This is a genomic window from Legionella cardiaca, assembly GCF_029026145.1.
Lineage (GTDB): Bacteria > Pseudomonadota > Gammaproteobacteria > Legionellales > Legionellaceae > Tatlockia > Tatlockia cardiaca.
In genome coordinates, this window is the sequence record NZ_CP119078.1 from 2,891,254 (window position 1) to 2,912,755 (window position 21,502).

The following is a 21,502-nucleotide window of genomic DNA, read 5'->3' on the forward strand; positions in this document are numbered from 1 at the left end:
CTCAATTGAAGTGAAAGCGCTCTTCCGCCAAGCGATAAAGGGGGCGCCAAATTAAATGATTGAATGCCAACACATAGGTACACATCATCGCAGTTCCCAATGCTATTTTTGGGAAATCACCTGCGATAGTACTTGCTTGAATATATTCTCCTAAACCCGTAGCTCGTAACGTGGTATTACCCCAGCTAACCCATTCCGCAACAATACTGGCGTTCCAGGCCCCGCCGGCAGCAGTAATTGCACCAGTAATATAAAAAGGAAAGATACCTGGCAATGCCAAACGCTTCCACCATTGCCATCCTTTGACCCCAAAATTATCAGCGGCTAAATAAAGATCGCGAGGTATATTGGAAGCACCAGCAATGACATTAAATAAAATGTACCATTGCGTTCCAAGAATCATCAGTGGAGTAACCCAAATTTCCACGCTCAAATTAAAGCGAACAATGGCAATTACAAATAAAGGATAAAACAAATTTGCCGGGAATGCTGCGACAAACTGAATAACAGGCTGAATTTTTTGTGCCAATCTTGGTCTTAAACCAATCCACACGCCTACAGGAATCCAAATTAGAGAGCTGGCGATAATCAAGACAATAACTCGAGATCCCGTTGCCGCCCCCAAAAGAAACACATGGAAAATCTCACTGACTTTAAGCTGCGCCAAAATGAATTTTAATAACAGCCAACCACCGCCAATTATTGCGAGTAATACGCAGGTATTCCATATCCAATCCATATGTTTTTGATGACGATAATCAATTTCCTTAATTGGTTTAGGACTTTTGCGACTAAACCAGTGCGCATTGACAAAATGATCCTTCAAAATAGCAAACCGCTTACTAAAACGTTTTACTAAACCACTACCGCGGATTAAATCAATTAGCCAAGATTGATATTCTTCTTCATCAGGGGATGGTTCCATTTTAAATTTTTCAGACCATGCAATGAGCGGACGAAAAAGAATTTGGTCATAGAGGAAAATTACAATAACCATTGTAAGAATAGCATAGCCTACCGCATGCAAATCATGGCGTTCAATCGCTAGCGCAATGTAGGAGCCAACTCCCGGTAAACGAATGTCTTGATGAGCAACTGCAATTGCTTCCGATAACACCACAAAAAACCAGCTTGCAGACATGGACATCATCATATTCCACAATAAACCGGACATCGAAAATGGCACTTCAACCTTCCAGAAGCGTTGCCATGCCGATAACTGAAACATCGCTGCGGCTTCCTTTAAATCATGTGGAAGGGTTTTTAATGATTGATAAAACCCGAAGGTAATATTCCATACCTGCGCGGTAAAAATTGCAAAAATTGATGCACATTCAGGCCCTAATAAACTTCCGGGAAATAGATGGATAAAACCTGTCACGGTAATTGACAAAAAACTTAAAACCGGTACTGATTGTAAAATATCGATAGCAGGAATAATAATTTGTTCAGCACGACGATGCTTAGCTGCCAAGGCACCAACAATAAAGGTAAATATCATTGATAAAGCTAGCGCAATAAACATGCGCAAAACCGTACGCAAGGCATAAAACGGTAATTTAGCGGGGTCTAACGAAATTGGTAGTGGTTCACCAAGCTGATAGGGACTCGCCATTTGCGAGCCAGCCCAGCCTAGAAAAAAAACAACGGAAAAAATAAGGATTAGCAGCAACAGATCCCAGCGATTGATATAACGGCTGACATTTTCACGATTAGCAAAGTAAAAACGACTGTTGCGCACCACAATCCTCCCCTTTTTGTTTTTATAGAACTGATTGAAAACTTATACCCAAGCACTGATTCATCAAGGATGAGTATAAAGGGCGGGGATTAAAAGCACCCTTGTTTGAGTAGTAACACCCCAAAACTGCATAAAATAACATAAATACTGATTTATCGATATAAAAAGTCAGTCTTTTAGCTAAAAACCTCTGCACAAGCCAATTGCAGGCGCTCTCGCTAGCTCAGGCTGACGTAGGAACTCGCCAAAAGTCTTTTCTATATTCATCAAATGTATAAAAAAAATAATTTTTTTAAGATGAGTGAACTTTTTAACAGCTTTCGTGTCTAAATATTGAGCAACAAAAATGCTCTGTTTCGCATTTCCCCTCTTTATGCGAAACAATTGTCCATACTAAAGTATGCGACAAACATTTCCCCGGTATTTTTTACCGGGGTTTTTTTGTTTATGAAACCTGTTTAGAATGAAAAAAATGCAAGAGGAAATTAAAATGATTAGGCAAAGCAAACGTTACTTCTTATTACTCTTATTTATCTTCTCGGCGCAGAGCTTTGCAGCAGCGCCTGATAAAACACAGCTCGCCGTTTGGGCAAATGAAGCAATCGTTGCGACTTACACTTTTGATTATCAAAACTTTTTGGCCCGACAAAAAGAGATCGCCAAATACTTTAGCGCTGCAGGATGGACCGCTTACAGTACAGCACTTAATGCGTCCAAACTTCCCGAGACGGTAAAGAATAATTCCTATTTTGTGAGTGCGGTGGCAACCCTGCCTCCAGAAATTAAAACAATTAATGCGACACAGTGGCAGGCAATCATGCCTATCCTGGTCCTATATAAGAATCCTCAATATCAACAAAAACAAAATCTGTTGGTTACTATTAATTTTGTTCCGGCCCCAGCAGGACAAGGTGTTCGTGGATTATCTATTGTTAGCTTGCAATCCAAGGTCACTCAACCTCCCTGCGAATGTAAACCGCAAGAGGAATCTACACCAGCTGATACGACATCAAACGGAAACCCACAATAACAAGATGTATAAGAATTAATGCACTTAATAAGCCAAGAATAATAGTGAGCTTTGGCGGCATCGCGATATCAAGAACAGCTTCTTGTGGATTTTCAGGATTGAAATACACGTCAATATCCTCATCCTTCTCATAAGCAATTGCCGCGCGATAGGCTACTGCGCGCGCATGTTTACTATTAAGATTAATATGAGAGGAATCTTGAAAAAGACGCTCTCCTTGATAATCTTGATCAAAAGCCTGGTATTGGTATTCAATTTTTGGCCACAATCGCTGCGCTTCCTGTGTCCATGAAAATTGGGTAATACGTCCTTTAGTCAAATACCAACTTTCCGTTTTTTTAAGGCGCAATCTCTCTCGCCAAAAATAACGCAACAAAGCCAACAAAAAAATTAACCAAAGCAAATCAAGCAGCCATCGCCACGATGTCATCAAATAAGTCACAAGCAGTCCTTTTACACGCTATTCGTCTATCCTAGAGTAATTAAATCTGTTAAGCAAAATATTCCATAGGTTGGCGTAATTATTTAAATATGATTTCTTAACATCATTTCTTCTGGGTAGGGAAATAAGTAACGTTGTTTTAGTAAATAGGATTCTGGATGTCTTCTCAAGTGATGCTTGATTAAAATGACTGGCACAATTAGAGGAACTTTACCTGACTGATAGGCCATTATCGTCTCATGGAGTTCAGCTTTATCGCCTGCATCAATTTTCTCCTTAAAGTAGCCTTGTATGTGCTGCAGTACATTGCTATGCGTCTTTAAAGTCGCTATTTTTTTCATGCCTTCCATAAATAAAGCTAAATATTCATGAGCAAATTGTTCTGTAGCAATGTGTTTTAAATCTGCTACTTTTTTCCCTAATTCTCTATAAATCGTTTCATTATGAGCTAACAGGGTTAGTTTATGCTCTGTGTGAAAAGCAACAATGCTTTGTTTATTCAAATTATTTTTTGTCAGCTCCTGGAATCGGCGATAACAAAAAACTCTTTCAATAAAATTTTCTCGCAACCGAAAATCCCTTAATCTTCCTTCCTCCTCAATAGGGAGAAAGGGATAATACTTCTCCAGAAAGTTTGCAAAAATACCTTGTCCTATTTTTGGCGGTAGAGGTGCAGATTGGTATATCTTTACATTTTTCCACCCACAGCTTGGAGACTTATTTTTTAATATAAACCCACTCAAATGCTGCAAATCCTTTATTCTATTTTGACAAAACTGCTGCAACTTTGCTGTGTGATCTATCTGAGGATTAAGGGCTTCGACTAAACGTGGATATTTTGGATCACCTTCCAAATGAAGAGCAGGACGAGGGACGCCCATGCCACTTTCCACTTCCGGGCAAATAGGATAAAAATCAAAATAGTGTGCCAGAACATCTGTAATATAATCATCCTTTTTGTGACCACCGTTGAATCGAACTGGCATACCCAAAAGGCAATGACTAATCCCTATAATAATTGATTTATTCATGATTGTAGTCTTAAATTCACGGCGGTCTTTTAAGCATAGAAGCGAATTAAGAATTGCCCCTCTAGCACCCTGAGATTATTATAGTAAATAAGTCTGAATCCACAATATCCACGTCGTGATTACTGCTCAAAATTATCACCCCATCTTCATTTTGGCGAGATTAGTTCATGGCTAAATTGGATCCTACCTGCCATTTATCATCAGCGGAGCATTTCCTGACAGAACTTGGATGGCGAGAATTCCTATCATTTGCTGTATCATTTCCCTACTCTATCATGAAAATTTCCGTCAAGAATCTGCTAAGTTTCCATGGCATATCGATGAGTATTCCCTAAGACGTTGGCAACTGGGCCTAACTGGATATCCGATCATGGGTGCCGGTATGCGAGAGCTTTGGACCACAGGATACATGCACAATCGTATAAGAATGCTAGTCGCATTTTTTTGACCAAAGATTTATTAATTGACTGACGCTTAGGCGCTAACTTGTTTTTAGAGACCTTAGTTGATACTGATTTAGCCAATAATAGTACGAGTTGGCAGTGGTTGCCGGTTGCGGTGTTGATGCAGCGCCCTACTATCGTATTTTTAACCCCGTTCTGCAAAGTAAAAAATTTGATGCAAGCGGCAGTTATATTCGCCAGTGGCTCCCAGAGCTTGCTAAAGTGAAAACTCAATATTCATCAACCGTAGATAGCCAATAGTACTGAAGCAGGAATTGTTCTTGGGAAACATGAGCACTATGAAAAATAACGTCAGTAATATCAAGTTGTTTCTAATAAATCCTTAAGTTTCATAATTTATACTATGAAAATTAGCGATTAAATTAAGACGATCCATGCCTAAGCTTAGAACTGCACCCGGATACCAACCTGCTGACTTTAATGCCCAGAATTTCAAAAATTTTCAACAGAAAGAACGCGATGTTGAAGAAGCTCGCAAACAACTCAATGACATGCTTCTTCATACCAAAAAAGATTTAGTTAATTCCTTAGAGGATCTTATCCTGCACGTAGAAAACCATCCTCATAAAAATGTGCAGATTTTTATGCTAAATGCCAAAGACGATGATGCTTATCCGTTGAAACGCATGGCGAGTAATTTAAAAGCACTGAGAACAGGAGAACTTACTCCTGATTTAATCATTCAACAAATCAATACCTGGGTTAATGCCTATAAACACAATGAATTAGACTATGGTTTTGCAAGTGACATACTTTTGAGACAACAATATCAACCAAGAGTAGACTGGGCAAACCGGGTTGGCAGAGAATTAGAAGGTGATTTAGCTAGCTTTACTGCCAGGCTAAACAAGATTAAAGAGTTCTTAAATCCTTTTCAGCAAGCTCTAAGCGAGAAACAGAAGGCACTCGACAAGAGCATGCCTACAACCATCTGTACCAATAACCTAAATGACGCCTTTGTAGTCGCTCTACGCAAAATTCAACAAGAAGCTGATAGTTTGGCCAAAAGGGGTAATAGAGAAGCCGCCGGAATACGTGGTTTATGTGGAGAACTTATCACTAAACCTGATGCCGATCTTGAGCGCCTCGTGGAAGGATATACCACGCTGCAAGAGAGAGTCCCTAATGGCTATGCCGATCAAAAACTTGCCGTAATTCGTGATATTTTAGCCGCTCATCGTGCGAATCAGCATTTAGTTACACGAGCAGGTTTTGATCAAAGCATACTTCACGAAGCAGTATTCGGTAATATGCCCCTTGATGATGGCTTACCTACTCAAGAACAATCCACTAGAGGATCTAAAGAGAATAAAAAGAGGACCCAAGCTATTCAAGACCTTAAAGAGATCCTGACTAACTACCTCGCTGAACGAGAAAAAGTTGTTGATGATAAAAATGAAATTAAAGAGTATTTTTTCCCATTTTTTAAAAGCTTGCAGAAAAGCTATACTCAGAAAAAACATACTGTTTCAGCAATTTGTAAAGCCTTGGATGGTGATTCTGAGGAGCTAGATCACGATTTTATTAAACATTTATCGATTGCACGTGATGGCAATTTAGGAAAGAATTTACGAAGTTTTATTAAAGATGGAAAAGCTGATGTTATTGTTGGCGCTAAAATTACTACAGTGCGAGAATTTATTACTAAATTACATAATCAGCTCCCACAACCAACCACTCTACTACAATAGTATTTGTAGCCCGTATTAGTAATCTTTAATACGGGAATCATCGCTCTGCTTGTCTATGTTTTCATGCAAAAAATCTTCTGCTTAGAAGAATTTGCTTTTAATTTTGCTATATTTTTATTGTGATACCATTCAGGATAAATATGGCATTAAAAATAAGACCAATTAAACTTAATAAATGGACATTAAATTTTATATTTATCATGGCCCTGATAATTATGGGCTTCCTCAGTTATTTATCCTATTCCGAGTTAAAAAACCTTATCAAATCAAATAAATGGGTTAATCATACCTATGATGTCATTGGGGAAATTGACGTTTCGCTTTACTCTCTTTCAGAAATTGAGTCTTATCAACGTGCATACTTAATATCCAGCAGCAAAGATTACTTAAAAAAAATTAGTTTTATTAAAACTAATCTTGATAATAGCCTACAGGAAGCTTTATCACTGACAAAAGATAATCGTACACAGAATGCAAAAATTCATCGTTACAATGAATTAATTAAAGAAAGACTTTCCTATTTAAATCAAATTATTGTGTTGAAAGAAAATGATAAATTGAACACACCCGAAGGATTAGCACTATTTAATCGTAGTAGTGAAATTTCAAATGAGGCAAAAAGTATAGGGAACGAGATCAAATCGATTGAAGAAGTCTTACTCAATGAAAGAAATAATCTTACCATTGAAAAGGCCAAGGTAGGTAGTATTCTCTTAATGATAGGGAGTATTTTGAGTATTATTTTTCTTATTATCCCCTTTACCTTGGCCAATATTGAGTTAATTAACCGTAAAATTATTGAACATAAAAATCGTAATACTAGAATCCATTTACGTCAAATCATTGAAAGCACACAGGATATGGTAGCAGCGCTTGATAATCAGGGGCGCTTTGAAATTTTTAATGAGGCTTATCAACGAGAATTTAAACGGTTATTTGGCAATTCACTAAGTATTGGCATGACGATGGATGAAGCACTGTCTAACGTATTAAATAATCAGCATCTTCTGTCAATATGGCAAAAATCATTACAACCCCATGAAGAAATGCAGGTGATGGAATTCAAGCATGGGCAAGGTAAAAGCGTTTACGAATTAAACTCCAGTCAAATAAAAAACGAACGCAATGAAATCAAGGGTTTGGTACATAGCATTCGCGATATTACAACCAGGGTACAAGAGCACTTTAAACTTCAGGAATCTTATAAGAAATTATCTGAAGGCATAAAAGAACTGCAACTTAAAAATGAACAAATTACTTTGCTTGTGGACATGAGTGATATTATGTTAGCGGCTAACGCTCAAGAAGAATTAAGTAAAGTGATGGCTAAATATGCTCAAGCATTACTTGCTTTCAGCAGTGGCTATCTTTTTATTATGCACCCTTCTAGGAATTATCTTGAAAAAGCTGCCAGCTGGAATACTCCCAATGAACAAGACAAGGTTATGACCCCTGATCAGTGTTGGGCATTAAGGCTTGGCCGCTTGCATCAAATTAAAAATCCAGAAAAAGATTTAATCTGTGAACATATTGCAACAGAGGAAACCCATCCTAAACTGCCATTAATTATTTGTGTTCCACTTATGGCTAAAAATGATATTTATGGCCTGCTTTATATTGAAATATCAGAAGCAAATTTTGTTTTGAATGAAGAAACTCGTTTAATTATTACAGCATTCGCCGAATTAACTGCGCTTGCATTAGCAAATGTACGATTGCGAGAAAATTTACGTTATCAATCCATTCGCGATCCACTTACAGGTCTTTATAACAGACGCTATCTAGAGGATATTTTATTTAAACAAATTCATCAGGCGGAGCGTAGTAAATTTTCTTTTGCCCTACTAATGATAGATGTGGATCATTTTAAAAAAATTAATGATAACTATGGCCATGATGCAGGAGATGTGGCCTTAAGAGAAATCGGAAAAGTGCTGGAAGATAGTGTCCGACAGGGGGATGTCGCTGCTCGTTATGGTGGCGAAGAGTTTCTTTTAATGCTCCATAATATTGATTTAGATAAAGCTAAAAAACGGGCAGAACAACTTAGGATAGCCATTTCTAAACTACAAATTAAATTTGGTGCTCAACCTGTAATACCGGTCACTATTTCAGTTGGAATCGCAATCTTCCCCAGGGATAGCAAGAGTAAAGAAGAACTTATTGAACTGGCTGACAAAGCGTTATATGAGGCAAAAGCAAGTGGAAGAAATCAGGTCGTTTGCTTTTCCGACATTAACTCGTCAGGTTAATGCTTAGCTATTTCTATCGAAGATATTCTAAGAGTTGCAATAACTGACACCTATTTCCATTAATTACGAAAAGAAGTCTATTTTTGCCATGTTTCTCGTTAAAGACTATGCTTGGAGAAGTGGTAAATGGACTTTTTTTAACCACTCACAGCAACTTCAATGGAGGAAGTGATCATGTCTAAATATTTTGTCATCTTCGTTATGTTGATTGCCTGGGCATTTGCCCCCAACGCGATGTCGCGTCAATCAGGTGGCGGTGGTGAAGATCTTAAGGGAGTTTGTGAACTGTCTGGGGGACGCTGGGTAGGCTCCGAAGGTGGTAACTGGGCTTGCTGTTGGGCTAATTGGGGCTGCTATGGTTGCGTTGACGGCGTATGTAAAATGAAATGTGATACCCAGCGCTGCCGCAGAGCCAATAGCGCAAGTAAAGCTGGTGAAGGAGAAGCGATTATTAAAGGTTTAGCTCCTGTCAACACCAAAGCGCCCATAGTCCCCAAACAAACGCCTCCCAAAGCATCCTCTACTGAGAAGGTACAACAATAACCGGGAAGTTTAAAATCAGGGGTTGTTTAAACAACCCCTAATTTTTATTCATTTCAGGTTTAACTGCGATTTCTTGCTTGTTCTTTCTTTGTTTATACAAGAAATAAATAATCACCCCAGCCAGTAATAATATACCGATAGACCATAAAGGTCGTGTCGCAAACCAAGCGATGGCAGTAATCAAAGCCCAAAGAGCAAAGCCACAGATAAAGGCAACGAAGCCCATACTAAAACCTGCGATAGAACCCAATATAGGAAGAATATCGGCTAAAATAACAATTGGTTTTAAAATCAAGGAAAAGCCGCCAATCATCATGAGTAATGTACCCGCCCGCCATACCCAGGTGAACACACGATTTTCTGTAAGTGCATCCTGAATCAGTTGATCAGAAGACTCTTGACCAGACGCCAAAAGTAATACCGGTTGTCCCGCTTTAGCCATGTATTCTTGCAGTGTATTGCCTGACTGCTGCCCAATGATACTTACCGTTTGCGGTGGTGTTACTGTCACTCTAATACGCAGATCACCAATTTGCGGGCTTTGATAATTTTGACCAGCATAGAGTTGATTGTTGATATAACGTACTGGCATATTGATCTTATTTTGCAGCGCCGTGGTGTTTACTTTGTCAAGGTCTACTGGTTGAGTTTCACTAATTTGTGCAATTAAATTGGGTGGTAATACGAAGTCGCCTACAGTCACCGTGTTGGCATATTGATGCAATGACTCAAGCGGCATCATTGCCGGATTCTGGTGACCGGCCTGTTCTTTATATTGGCTACTATCAAGCAAACTGGTTGACCAGGTCTTCGTGTAAGTGTAAGTGGTTACTTCTTTTTGTGAACCGCCCATTTGTGATTCTGTGCGAGTTTCTTTATTTTGTTTCCATTGATACATTTCCACTGTTCTATTTAAACCGATAGCATTTTTTGCAAGGCCTAAAATCGGATCTTTTAGCACATCTTTTGTCGTTGCCAAACCACTTAAATAGATAACACGCAGATTATTTTTAGGATCAATGGGTGAATTAGAAACTGGAATTAAAACTTTCTGTGCCTCTACCAGAGATTGTGCAGTATGAAGACCATGGCGTTCGTTCCAAAAGATTAAAATGACAGCCGCAATAATTAATCCAATCCCCAAAAAAATACCGAGAAAAGCATCCTTAATGCGACTTCCCCAGGATTTAGTAACTATTTCTTCGGCCATTTTCCTACTCCTTGATGGTAAGCTGCCAACTGTACGTACCTAAATAGTCCAATCTTTATTTAAATTCTTATGCAATTAACTTTGAAGATTAAGGCAAGAAATATGCCGAAAGGGGGCAAACCAGACAGCTTTACCGCTGGTTTGCCAAGCATGATTAACTGATTCGGTGGTAGGTATTATGTCCCATAAAACGGGCACCCAAATCTTTCTTTCTCTGAACAGCTGCTTGATGAACAACTACCCAGGTGGTATCCAGAGTTTTGTTATCCTTACCTAAATTACCAACAATACTTAAGGCTGAGCCACAATCAGGATAGTCAATACTAATTGTAAAAGCATTTCCAGTTAGAAACCCCACAACAGGACGCTTTTGACCAATTACCTGTTGGCATTCTTTAGAAGCAACGGCCGTAGTAAAATAACCTGTTAGAGCCCCTTCTTTTGTGCTGGATAATTCCAAAACAGAACCTTTACCATTTTTAAAAACCATCTTTTCTTCTGCAAAGCTTGCCTGGCTAAGCATAATTAATCCACTCACAGCGACTATACGACTTATTTTTTTTAACTGCATTTCCTGCTCCTTTAATCCGCACCAAATCAGTAAGTGCGGATGAAGCATAATCGATTATTTAGCTGTTTGCCATCCGTGAAATCCCGGATATGCATAATTGATTAAAACATCCCATTACTATTGGCAGACTCTACTGGAATGCTTTGAATTACATCCCAATGCTCAACAATTTTATTGTGTTCTAAACGAAAAATATCAATGATGGCTTGCCCTTGTGTTCCTGGTTCTTTAATTGAATGAACATGTAAAATTACATAATCGCCCTCCGCTAAAACACGTTTAATTTCACTATGAGATTGCGGATAAGTTACTTTTAGGTAATCGATATATTGCTTTAACCCATCAATACCATCTGCTGCCAAGGGATTATGTTGGATATACCAAGGCCCAAGATACCATTCTGCTGCTGCGAAATCTTTTTCATTAATTGCTTTTTGATAAAACTCAGTGACAACTCGTTTGTTAAAAGCTTGCTTGTCTTCCTGGGCAAAACTTAAATTAGCCCCCAATAACAAAGAAAACATTAAGAAAGGTAAAATCATTTTTTTCATTTTCATCTCCATTTTTATTCAATAAAATTGATTGTAATTCGCTCTAAAAAAGAAAAAAGCGCATTTTTCTGTACTTAACAATCAACTTTTTTGATGATTAGCGAGCTAACTATGACAAAAGTAACCATCGAGCAATGGCGGGTTTTACAAACGGTAGTTGATGAGGGAAGTTTTGCAAAGGCGGCGTTAAAACTTCACAAAAGTCAATCGAGTATTAGTTATACCATTAGGAAGCTACAGGATATGCTTGGTTTAACTTTATTCTCTATCGCAGGACGAAAAGCGGTCTTAACAGAGCATGGTCAACGAATTTTAAACCTCTCTCGTCAAATAACCAGAATTGCCAAAAGTGTCGAAAATGCAGCGCATAATCTCAGCTTAAACTACGAACAATATTTACGATTGGCAATCGATGAAATTTTTCCCCCTGGGATCTTGCTTAAAGTGCTGCAACAATTTGGTTGCAATAATCAACATACACGTTTGATTATTAATCATGGCCTTTTATCTGGTCCTGGTGAATTATTGCTTAATGGCAATGCCGAATTAGCTATTGTATCAAGAATTCCTGAAGGCTACCTTGGAGAGAAATTACTCGATATTCAATCTCTTCCCTATGCGCATATTGATAGTCCTCTGCACGCCAAGGAACTTAGCTTAGAGGATCTCCATGATGAACGTTATATTATTGCGCAAGACTCAGGAACTAAAAACAAACGGAACGAAGGTTGGTTAGGTTCAGAATTTCATTGGAAAGTAAGCTCTATGGAAATGAAGATTCAATGTGTTGCACAAGGTATTGGTTTTTCCTGGTTACCAACGCAATTAATAGCAAACCGCAACTTGCCCATTAAACCCCTCAAGCTAAAGCAAAACAACATTCGTACCTACCCACTTTACCTGGTGCATCACAATCCAGAAACAATCGGTCCCTCTGCAAATCAATTAATGGCTCTTTTTCAACAGTATGCTTTACAAGAAAATACTAGGGCTTTATGAGCAAAAGCCCTAAAAAAAATTTTCATCAGGCATCTCTACTTAAATTTGCGGCTTCTATACTTAAAAAGAAGGCAGCCCCATGCCACGAAAGATACGTGGGGCTATTGCTGCTAAGAAAAATCTGTTCTTTAAAAAATAAGAGCTTATGATCGCTCTTGTCGCGGCCACTCATACCGGTATAATCTTTCGCAACCAACGCGCGAAATGAGGGAATAAAATGCTCGCAAAAACACCACTAAATGCTACTCATGTAGCACTAGGCGCCAAAATGGTCGATTTTCATGGCTGGGAGATGCCACTACATTATGGCTCACAACTGGATGAACACAATCAAGTACGTCAGCATGCGGGAATGTTTGACGTTTCACACATGACGATTGTTGATATCCTGGGAGCAGGAGGACGACAATTTTTACGCAAACTGCTAACCAATGATGTTGATCAATTGGAGCATACAGGGCGTGCGCTTTATAGCTGCATGTGCAATGCGCACGGTGGCATCATTGATGATTTAATCGTTTACCAACGTGCTCCAGATAACTATCGCATGGTAGTCAACTCTGCAACTCGGCAACGTGATTTGGCATGGATTCGCGCTAAAAGCGAAGGCTTTTCTGTTGGCCTGCAGGAAAGGAATGATTTAGCCATGATAGCAGTCCAGGGACCGGAAGCCATTAGCAAAACAATGGCAACTCTGACACCTGCCCAAATTGATGCGGTATCGACTTTAACTAATTTTGAATGCGTTGATGTGGAGCACCGTTTTTTTGCTCGTACAGGTTATACTGGTGAAGATGGTTTCGAAATTATTTTACCTAAAGAAGAAATTGTTCAATTCTGGTCTTCTTTGTTAGAAATCGGCATCAAGCCTTGCGGCCTGGGGGCAAGAGATACTTTACGTCTTGAGGCAGGCATGCTTCTCTATGGTCAAGATATGGATGAGTCAACCACCCCTCTGGAATCAGGATTGGAATGGGCTGTAAAATGGCAACCAGAAGATAGAGATTTCATTGGGATGGGTGCATTGCTTTCGCAAAAGCAACAAGGCATTAAACGCAAATTAGTAGGCTTGATTTTACAAGACAAAGGCGTTATGCGCACAGGACAACGAGTCGTTGTTGAAGGTAGTCCAGATGGCATTATTACCAGTGGCACTTACTCTCCAACGCGTGGTGAATCCATTGCTTTAGCAAGAGTGCCGTCAGCAACCGGAGAAAATGTATTTGTTGATATTCGTGGCAAATTGATTCCAGCTAAAGTTAGCAAACCACGTTTTGTTAAACGAGGAAAAATCTTATAACAACAAATTGAATTGGCAGCTCATTGAATTAAAAAAATAATAAGAGAGAAAAAAATGACTGATTTGAAATTTACCAAAACTCATGAATGGCTCCGCGCAGATAACGATGATTTTACAGTGGGTATTACAGAGCATGCGCAAGAATTGTTAGGTGACATGGTGTTTGTTGAACTACCTGAAGAAGGTGATGAATTTAATGCTGGTGATGAAATTGGCGTCGTTGAATCAGTGAAGGCAGCTTCTGATTTTTATGCTCCGATTAGTGGTGTTATTGTCGCCGTTAACCAAGAGGTAAGTGACAATCCAGCCTTGGTTAACAAAGATCCTTACGGCGCTGGTTGGCTAGTAAAAATGAGAGCGCTTAATAAAACCGAGGTCGATAGTTTGTTAAATGCTGAACAATATCAAAACGAAATTAACGAGGGTCATTAACAATGCCTTATATTCCACATACTCAGGAAGATGTCGAGGCGATGTTGGCAAGCATCGGCATTAAAAAGACGCAAGAGTTATTTGATGAAATACCCGCAGCCCTACTTTACGGTGAGTTGAAAAATATTCCCGAGGGTCTTTCCGAAATGGCCATGCTAAAAGAAGCACAACATTTAGCGAATAAGAACCATAATGGCCTATGTTTTATGGGAGCAGGCAGCTATGAACATCATATTCCTGCAGCTGTGTGGGATATTACATCACGCGGCGAATTTTTAACTGCTTATACACCTTATCAGGCGGAAGCTAGCCAAGGCACACTGCAATTGCTTTATGAATTCCAAACCATGATTGCAGAATTAACCGGGATGGATGTTGCCAATGCATCTATGTATGATGGCGCATCGGCACTTGCGGAAGCTATTTTAATGGCGGTTCGCCTCAACAAGCGTAGTAAAAGCAATCGCATTTTAGTTGCCGGGACGATTCATCCTCTTTACCGCGAAACCTTGGAAACCATTGTTCGCACTCAGCATATTGAAATCATCACCCTGCCTTTTGATGAGAAGCAAGGCATTACTGCTCTTTCAGTATTAGATAAATATCGCGGCGAAGATATCACTGCTCTGGTAATAGCTCAGCCCAATTTTTTTGGTTGCCTTGAATTAGTTGATGAGCTTGCCGATTGGGCCCATGCTAACGGTAGCATCAGCATTGCACAGGTAAATCCTGTTTCGCTAGGTCTTTTGCAACCTCCTGGACAATGGGGACAGCATGGCGTTGATATCGTTTGTGGCGAAGGACAGCCCTTAGGCTCTCCCATGGCTTCAGGCGGCCCCTATTTTGGTTTTTTCAGCACGCGTATAGAGCATGTTCGACAAATGCCTGGTCGTTTAATTGGACGCACCGTTGATAAAGATGGGAAAACAGGATTCACTTTAACGTTACAAGCCCGCGAACAGCATATTCGCCGTGGGAAAGCAACTTCAAATATCTGTACCAATCAGGGTTTGCTTGTAACAGCAGCCACGATTCATATGAGTTTGCTTGGTGCTGACGGTTTACAACAGGTCGCATCTCAATGTCACATTAACACGCAAAATCTGGTGACTGAATTAACAAAAATCGATGGCGTAGATACCGTATTTTCAGCACCTTATTTTCATGAAGCACTACTTAAGTTAAATCGCCCTGTTGATGAGGTTTTGACTCAATTACGTGCGGCAGGTATTAACGGTGGTTATGCTATCGAATCACATTATCCACAATTGGCAAACACGTTTCTTGTGTGCGCAACAGAAATGCGCACCCTTGAAGAAATTAACCATTACGCCAATTCACTCAAATCTATTATGACTAAGCGAGGAGATTGATGTTTATTGTGCAGTTAACGTTTAAAACGCCACTTAGCGAAGTGGATAAATATTTACAAGCACATCGTGAATATCTTGATTATTACTACAAACAAGGGTTACTGCTTGCCTCAGGTCCAATGAAACCAAGAACCGGCGGTATTATTATTGCGGCGACCAGTGATAGGGAACATTTGGAATCAGTCCTCAAGCAAGATCCCTATTATCTTGCTGAAATTGCTGATTACCAGATCATTGAGTTTACCCCCGTAAAGCATTGCAGTGAACTTAAGGATCTAATTCAGAAAACGGAAGGCAAATTATGTTAATTTTTAACCGTTCAAAGCGAACACGAAAAGCCACAGCGCAAATGCCTGGAAAAGTGATGGAGCAATTGGCTATCCCCGCCCATTTTTTACGTAAAACACCACCACGATTGCCAGCCTGTTCCGAATTACAAGTGGTTCGCCATTTTACTGGATTATCACAACTTAATTTTGCTATCGATACCAACTTTTACCCTCTGGGTTCATGTACTATGAAATATAACCCCAGAGGTGTCCATAATGCCGCGTCAAAAGTTGGATTTATAAATCGCCATCCACTGGCACCAGAAAAGGCAAGTCAAGGCTATCTACAAATTCTGCATGAGTTGCAAACTTATCTAGCTGAGATTACGGGCATGCCCGGTGTTTCGCTGACGCCCATGGCTGGCTCTCAAGGTGAATTTGCAGGGGTTGCTATGATTAAGGCTTATCATCAATCCAGAGGCGATACACTCCGTGATGAAATCCTAATCCCGGATGCAGCACACGGGACTAACCCTGCTTCTGCGGTGATGTGTGGTTTTAAAGTCATTGAACTCACAACAGCAAGCGATGGTGATATCGATTTAGAAGAACTACGCAGCAAAGTAGGTCCTAAAACAGCAGGCATTATGCTAACTAACCCCTCAACACTCGGGTTATTCATGCGTCAAATTAAAGAGGTTGCTGAAATTGTTCATCAGGCAGGCGGACTCCTTTATTATGACGGCGCCAATTTAAATGCCATTTTAGGTAAAGTTCGACCTGGCGACATGGGTTTTGATGTCATGCATTTAAACTTACACAAAACCTTTGCGACTCCACACGGCGGCGGCGGCCCAGGAGCAGGTCCAGTTGCTGTGGGCAAACGCCTATTACCTTATTTGCCCTTGCCTGTAGTTGTTAAAGAAGAGAATAATTATCGTTGGGCCACACGCACAGACTACCCACAAAGTATTGGACGATTATCCTGTTTTATGGGTAATGCGGGTATTTTACTGCGCGCTTATTTTTATATACGTGTGTTAGGTAAGGAAGGTTTACTTCGCGTTTCCGAATTTGCAACGTTGAATGCCAATTATTTACTTGCAGAGCTAAAAAATGCTGGCTTCAAACCTGCCTATCCAGAAAGACGAGCTACGCATGAGTTTATTCTTACACTAAGCCAGGAGAAAAAACTCTACGGTATTACCGCCATGGATTTAGCCAAACGCTTATTAGATTATGGATTTCATGCACCGACGACTTATTTCCCGTTATTAGTTCCAGAATGTTTACTTATTGAACCGACTGAAACAGAGGCTAAAGAGGAACTAGATGGTTTTATTAGTGCCATGCAAGCCATTCGCCATGAAGCAGAAACAAATCCTAATCTGTTGAAAGAGGCACCTTACAGTTTACCCGTGAAACGCTTAGATGATGTCAAAGCTGCAAGAGAGTTGGATTTAAATTATTTTAGTCACCACGAATAACTCTTCCCGTCAGGAATAAGAGAGCGATGCTGTTCTTTTATTCCTGTCATAGCTTTCTTTTCAAAGCCTAACGATGATTCTCACCCAAAATAAAAAATCAGGTTTAAAAATAATGGGCTAATTGCATTATTCAATAGTCTTTAATTATTCATCATTCCCTATCAATAATAAGGCGATAACTAATTGTTTTTAAAAAAAATAGAAAATACTTTGCGTCAATGTAAAAATAAGTTATAACAGAACTAACCTGTATCAAGGATTGACGGGTTAGAGGGGTCAGCATGAAAGCTGATAGTGGATTTTTTTTCATGGAGTGAAAAGTGAATAGTAAAGTATTTTCACAACGATTTAATCGTGAGTTATCTTTGTTAGGTTTTCCAGAAGAATTAGCAGAGAAAACTAAAGCCGTTTCCAAGGTCTTTGGTGTTACGCGACATTTAGCCAATGCTATGATTTTTGGTCATTTGCTGCCATCGCCAGAGCAGTTGGATAAAATAGCAGAGGTATTAGAAGTTTGTCCTCAGTGGTTGGGTGGGGCAACTGATAGAAAAAAAGCTTATCCAGGACGAGAAACTATAGAAAGCGTGTAGTCTTTTGTAGTAATTAAGCTATAATACTCATGATAGAATACTCGTGATATTTGAAATATCACGAGTGGCAATAAAAATTATCAAAGGTCATGAATCATGGAATGCTTAAGTTATTGCATTGCCAGCTCAATAGATTTAACACGTCTAGATACACATTTTAAAAATACTTTAATTGGCTACAGCTCTGTTCGCTCACGTGACGTATTAAAGCTAAGTCATTGTGACGCAAGTAATACTTTAGTTTTCGTTTTTAAAAACGGAACTGTCGTATCCTGGGGAGTGAAGCGACATCAAATTGGTACCTATCTCGATATCATTCGACCTTTTGGTGATAAGCTTGTCACCTTTTTGGTTCGCGATGAGTTTAGTTATCAACTTGGAGACAAAACGGCTATTGAACCTCATGATTTTTTTGATGTCGATTGTCTAACCATTGACGCGGATAGCGATGAATTAAAGCTAAGTTTGTCTTATGGTTTTTCGCAGTCAGCAAAACTACAGTATTTTGAAACAATCATTGAGGCGCTGATTGAAAAATATAATCCAATGATTCAAAGTCTCTCCAGCAAAGGAGAAATGCCTGTTACTCGTAATCAAATCCGGCAAGTCATTGGCGAAATTTTAGGTGCAAAAAGTGAAATGAACTTAATCAGTAACTTTTTGTATCATCCCAAATATTTTTGGCAGCACCCAACACTTGAAGAATATTATACGATGATGGAACGTTATTTACATATTCAACGTCGAGTTAACGCCATTAATCATCGTTTAGACACGCTTAATGAAATCTTTGATATGTTTAATAGTTATCTGGAAACCCGACACTCACATAGCCTGGAAATTATTATTATTGTATTAATCGCCATAGAAATTATTATGGCTTTACTCAATATTCATTTTTAGTAAACTTTGTTTAGCTAGGTAGGTATCCCCTAGCTTCCAAAGCTTCGCTACCCGCTAAATAAACTATTAGCCTCAAAAAAACACCGTCATTCTGAGCGTAGCGAGGAATATCCTGCGTTTACCAATGATCTTTGTTAATGTCTTGATTAAATCCCATGGAGTTTGGCATTGTGCCAGTTGTAGAAGATTCCTCGCTACGCTCAGAATGACGATGTTTTTCGAATAAGTTATTTCTCAGAATAGCAGTTTATTTTTTCTCAATGAATACTGTATTTTTTAATGGAATATCCCCTTACCAAAACGCTTCTATTTGCAAGTGGCCTTTAACTTTTGTAGTATCAACTTTTACCCGTGAACAACGCCTATGAACCGCTTACATGCCCGTTTTTTAAGTCAATCTTCTTTAAAAACGGAGATTTTGGCCGGTATAACTACTTTTTTAACAATGGCTTATATTGCCTTTGTTAATCCTAGTATCTTACATGATGCAGGAATGGAACCTGGTGCAGTATTTACTGCCACCTGCCTAGTAACTGCTTTTGCTTGCGCATTTACAGGCGTTTTCGCGAATACCCCCATTGGTGTAGCGCCTGGGATGGCACTAAATATTTATTTTACCTATGGTGTAGTGCAAGGGATGGGCATTGATTGGCAACATGCCTTGGCAATGGTTTTTATTTCGGGCATTCTTTTTTTATTACTCAGTGTTACGCGTTTAAGACGATTACTAATTGAGTCCATGCCACACAACTTGCAAATCGGTATTCTTATTGGGATTAGTTTATTGATTGCGTTAATTGCCTTACGAACTAATCAACTTATTGTGAGTAATCCACACACCCTAATGAGCCTTGGCAATTTAACTTCATTGCCAAGCGGCTTATTTATCCTCGGTTTTTTATTGATTTTAATTTTAGATTATTACCGCATTCCTGCAGCCATTATCATCGGAATTTTAACTATCAGTATTTTTAGTCTTTTGCTTGGTTTAACTCCTTGGCGGGGATTAATTGCGCTACCGCCACCAATAGAAGCTACATTTTTGCAGCTCGATTTTTCTGGACTTAGCAGTATCTCCGCCCTCAAAGCTATTTTTACTTTTTTTCTCATCGCCGTGTTTGATGCTACAGGTACGTTGATTGGTTTACTCAATCAATCTATTTTTAAAGCTCAAGAAGATTACCAGCAACGCTTAAGCAAAAGCCTTACTGCCGATGCCGCAGCCTCAACACTTGCTGGATTGTTAGGTTCTGCCAGTACCTCTCCTTATATTGAATCAGCTGCGGGAATTGAAGCAGGTGGACGTAGTGGCTTGACCGCATTAATCATTGCAGTTGGCTTTCTTTTAATGTTATTTTTCTTTCCTCTGGCTCAAATGATCCCTGGTTATGCAGTGGGACCGGCACTCTTATACGTTGCTTGCTGCATGATGAAACATCTAGTGGATTTGCAATTAACTGACTTCACAGAAACTGCCCCTTGCATGATAACCATTATGATGATTCCCTTTACATCTTCAATTGCTGATGGTATCGGTGCTGGGATTATTCTTTATACATTGCTAAAGCTAATTACACGTCAGCAAATTAATCCATTATTATTTGTTTTAAGCTTACTATTTATAGTGTTTTTTTCTATCCATTAATCTTTGTAAATATATTTAATATGACGGGGTCATTTTTTGCAAAATTTACGCTCAAACTATGCAATACTTATTTTATTTAAGAAGAAAAAATCATGATTATTTGTAATAGCCAATTAGATGATGCGCAGTTACAAGCTGTTCTTGACCTGGCTGCACAATGCCGTGAACATGACGGTGGAACACCCACATTCTACAATCATCTACTCTTGCAAAAACGCCCTACGGAGAATAATGTCCTTTATTTTCAAGAGGGACAGTTAATTGCTTTTTTAAGCGTTTACTTCTTTTACGAAGATGCTTGTGAAGTCAGTCTTATGGTTGCCCCTAAATACCGTCGTCAAGGAATTGCCAAACAGCTGCTCCATACGATTTTTCCTCTTTTAATCGCTAAGGAAATGGACAAACTAATTTTCTCCAGTCCTGCTGCTGTTAATGAGAGCTGGTTGACCAGGCTCGGATTTACTTACCGTAATAGCGAATACCATATGCAACGAAATAGCTATGAGCCCTTTCTCATGCCTAGTCAAAAATTAGATATACGCAAAGCGACTATTGATGATATACCCACTCTATGCAGTATCGACGCAGCCTGCTTTCCGGGCCAGCAGGAAAACATGACTATCCGCTTTAATATATTGTTCAATGATAGTAATTACACTTTATTAATCGCTTATTATAAAAAAGAAGTTGTCGGTAAAGCCCATATCCATTGGCAAGGCTCAAGGGTCATTTTTTCTGACATTGCTGTCTTGCCAAAATTTCAGAAACAAGGGTTGGGAGGTGAGCTGCTAACTTATTGTATCAACCATGCGTTAAGTGCTGGTAAAAATCATCTGGCACTCGATGTTGAAACGTCAAATCGCAATGCGCTTAGTCTTTATACTCGCCATGGTTTTAAAACAGTTAATATTAGCGATTATTGGATGATCCCACTTCGAAATTTAGCCTATGATTGGGGCATCTAATTATTTCTCAAAC

At 39.3% G+C, this 21,502-nt stretch carries 20 protein-coding genes and 1 pseudogene; 15 read left to right on the plus strand and 6 right to left on the minus strand.

The window, feature by feature from the left end:
* Position 1: 1 nt before the first annotated feature.
* Entirely contained in the window at positions 2 to 1,741 is a 1,740-nt protein-coding gene (locus tag PXX05_RS12610; RefSeq protein WP_275088544.1) for an ABC transporter permease, read from the minus strand.
* A 490-nt stretch (positions 1,742 to 2,231) separates the two neighbouring features.
* Here PXX05_RS12610 and PXX05_RS12615 point away from each other — a divergent pair, with 490 nt between their 5' ends.
* Positions 2,232 to 2,771, plus strand: coding sequence for a DotI/IcmL family type IV secretion protein (locus tag PXX05_RS12615; protein ID WP_275088545.1), 540 nt, complete (start codon positions 2,232 to 2,234; stop codon positions 2,769 to 2,771).
* Here PXX05_RS12615 and PXX05_RS12620 read toward each other — a convergent pair.
* The gene (locus PXX05_RS12620) at positions 2,731 to 3,213 is read right to left on the minus strand and encodes a DUF3592 domain-containing protein (protein ID WP_275088546.1); all 483 of its coding nucleotides are present in this window, start codon (positions 3,211 to 3,213) and stop codon (positions 2,731 to 2,733) included. The genes PXX05_RS12615 and PXX05_RS12620 overlap by 41 nt on opposite strands.
* Positions 3,214 to 3,296: 83 nt before the next feature.
* Positions 3,297 to 4,244, minus strand: a complete 948-nt coding sequence (locus tag PXX05_RS12625) for a YbgA family protein (protein WP_275088547.1) — start codon at positions 4,242 to 4,244, stop codon at positions 3,297 to 3,299.
* A 105-nt stretch (positions 4,245 to 4,349) separates the two neighbouring features.
* Here PXX05_RS12625 and PXX05_RS12630 point away from each other — a divergent pair.
* The 4 genes and pseudogenes from PXX05_RS12630 to PXX05_RS12645 form a co-directional block, all read left to right on the plus strand.
* Positions 4,350 to 4,934: pseudogene (locus PXX05_RS12630) on the plus strand (FAD-binding domain-containing protein); the annotation flags it as partial.
* A 148-nt stretch (positions 4,935 to 5,082) separates the two neighbouring features.
* Entirely contained in the window at positions 5,083 to 6,399 is a 1,317-nt protein-coding gene (locus PXX05_RS12635) for a hypothetical protein (protein WP_275088548.1), read from the plus strand.
* Between the two features lie 140 nt (positions 6,400 to 6,539).
* Positions 6,540 to 8,651, plus strand: coding sequence for a sensor domain-containing diguanylate cyclase (locus PXX05_RS12640; protein WP_275088549.1), 2,112 nt, complete (start codon positions 6,540 to 6,542; stop codon positions 8,649 to 8,651).
* Between the two features lie 174 nt (positions 8,652 to 8,825).
* Positions 8,826 to 9,194 (plus strand): acetyltransferase, encoded by a 369-nt coding sequence (locus PXX05_RS12645; protein WP_275088550.1) that lies wholly within the window; start codon positions 8,826 to 8,828, stop codon positions 9,192 to 9,194.
* Positions 9,195 to 9,231: 37 nt separating this feature from the next.
* Here PXX05_RS12645 and PXX05_RS12650 read toward each other — a convergent pair whose 3' ends face one another.
* The 3 genes from PXX05_RS12650 to PXX05_RS12660 form a co-directional block, all read right to left on the minus strand.
* A complete protein-coding gene (locus tag PXX05_RS12650; RefSeq protein ID WP_275088551.1) occupies positions 9,232 to 10,404 on the minus strand; it encodes a TMEM43 family protein in 1,173 nt (390 codons plus the stop codon).
* A gap of 154 nt (positions 10,405 to 10,558) precedes the next feature.
* Positions 10,559 to 10,975 (minus strand): avidin/streptavidin family protein, encoded by a 417-nt coding sequence (locus PXX05_RS12655; protein WP_275088552.1) that lies wholly within the window; start codon positions 10,973 to 10,975, stop codon positions 10,559 to 10,561.
* Between the two features lie 101 nt (positions 10,976 to 11,076).
* Positions 11,077 to 11,526 carry a nuclear transport factor 2 family protein gene (locus PXX05_RS12660; protein WP_275088553.1) on the minus strand — a complete coding sequence of 150 codons (450 nt, stop codon included), beginning with the start codon at positions 11,524 to 11,526 and terminating at the stop codon, positions 11,077 to 11,079.
* A gap of 111 nt (positions 11,527 to 11,637) precedes the next feature.
* Between PXX05_RS12660 and PXX05_RS12665 the strand changes: the two genes are divergently transcribed.
* From PXX05_RS12665 to PXX05_RS12710, 10 genes are all read left to right on the plus strand, one after another.
* Complete coding sequence (locus PXX05_RS12665) at positions 11,638 to 12,525, plus strand: LysR family transcriptional regulator (protein ID WP_275088554.1); 888 nt, start codon at positions 11,638 to 11,640, stop codon at positions 12,523 to 12,525.
* Between the two features lie 217 nt (positions 12,526 to 12,742).
* On the plus strand, positions 12,743 to 13,825 hold the full coding sequence (gene gcvT / locus PXX05_RS12670; RefSeq protein WP_275088555.1) for a glycine cleavage system aminomethyltransferase GcvT: 1,083 nt from the start codon (positions 12,743 to 12,745) through the stop codon (positions 13,823 to 13,825).
* A 54-nt stretch (positions 13,826 to 13,879) separates the two neighbouring features.
* Positions 13,880 to 14,257, plus strand: a complete 378-nt coding sequence (gene gcvH, locus PXX05_RS12675; RefSeq protein WP_275088556.1) for a glycine cleavage system protein GcvH — start codon at positions 13,880 to 13,882, stop codon at positions 14,255 to 14,257.
* Positions 14,258 to 14,259: 2 nt separating this feature from the next.
* The gene (gene gcvPA, locus PXX05_RS12680; RefSeq protein WP_275088557.1) at positions 14,260 to 15,630 is read left to right on the plus strand and encodes an aminomethyl-transferring glycine dehydrogenase subunit GcvPA; all 1,371 of its coding nucleotides are present in this window, start codon (positions 14,260 to 14,262) and stop codon (positions 15,628 to 15,630) included.
* Positions 15,630 to 15,938, plus strand: a complete 309-nt coding sequence (locus PXX05_RS12685; RefSeq protein ID WP_275088558.1) for a YciI family protein — start codon at positions 15,630 to 15,632, stop codon at positions 15,936 to 15,938. The genes gcvPA and PXX05_RS12685 overlap by 1 nt, the downstream gene beginning before the upstream one ends.
* Complete coding sequence (gene gcvPB / locus PXX05_RS12690; RefSeq protein WP_275088559.1) at positions 15,932 to 17,386, plus strand: aminomethyl-transferring glycine dehydrogenase subunit GcvPB; 1,455 nt, start codon at positions 15,932 to 15,934, stop codon at positions 17,384 to 17,386. The genes PXX05_RS12685 and gcvPB overlap by 7 nt, the downstream gene beginning before the upstream one ends.
* A 320-nt stretch (positions 17,387 to 17,706) precedes the next feature.
* Positions 17,707 to 17,976, plus strand: a complete 270-nt coding sequence (locus tag PXX05_RS12695; protein ID WP_275088560.1) for a hypothetical protein — start codon at positions 17,707 to 17,709, stop codon at positions 17,974 to 17,976.
* A 96-nt stretch (positions 17,977 to 18,072) separates the two neighbouring features.
* Positions 18,073 to 18,879: an RMD1 family protein gene (locus PXX05_RS12700; protein WP_275088561.1), complete on the plus strand. Its 807-nt coding sequence runs from the start codon at positions 18,073 to 18,075 to the stop codon at positions 18,877 to 18,879.
* A 364-nt stretch (positions 18,880 to 19,243) separates the two neighbouring features.
* Entirely contained in the window at positions 19,244 to 20,524 is a 1,281-nt protein-coding gene (locus tag PXX05_RS12705; RefSeq protein ID WP_275088562.1) for an NCS2 family permease, read from the plus strand.
* 92 nt (positions 20,525 to 20,616) lie between these two features.
* Positions 20,617 to 21,489 (plus strand): GNAT family N-acetyltransferase, encoded by an 873-nt coding sequence (locus PXX05_RS12710; protein WP_275088563.1) that lies wholly within the window; start codon positions 20,617 to 20,619, stop codon positions 21,487 to 21,489.
* The last annotated feature ends 13 nt before the right edge of the window (positions 21,490 to 21,502 follow it).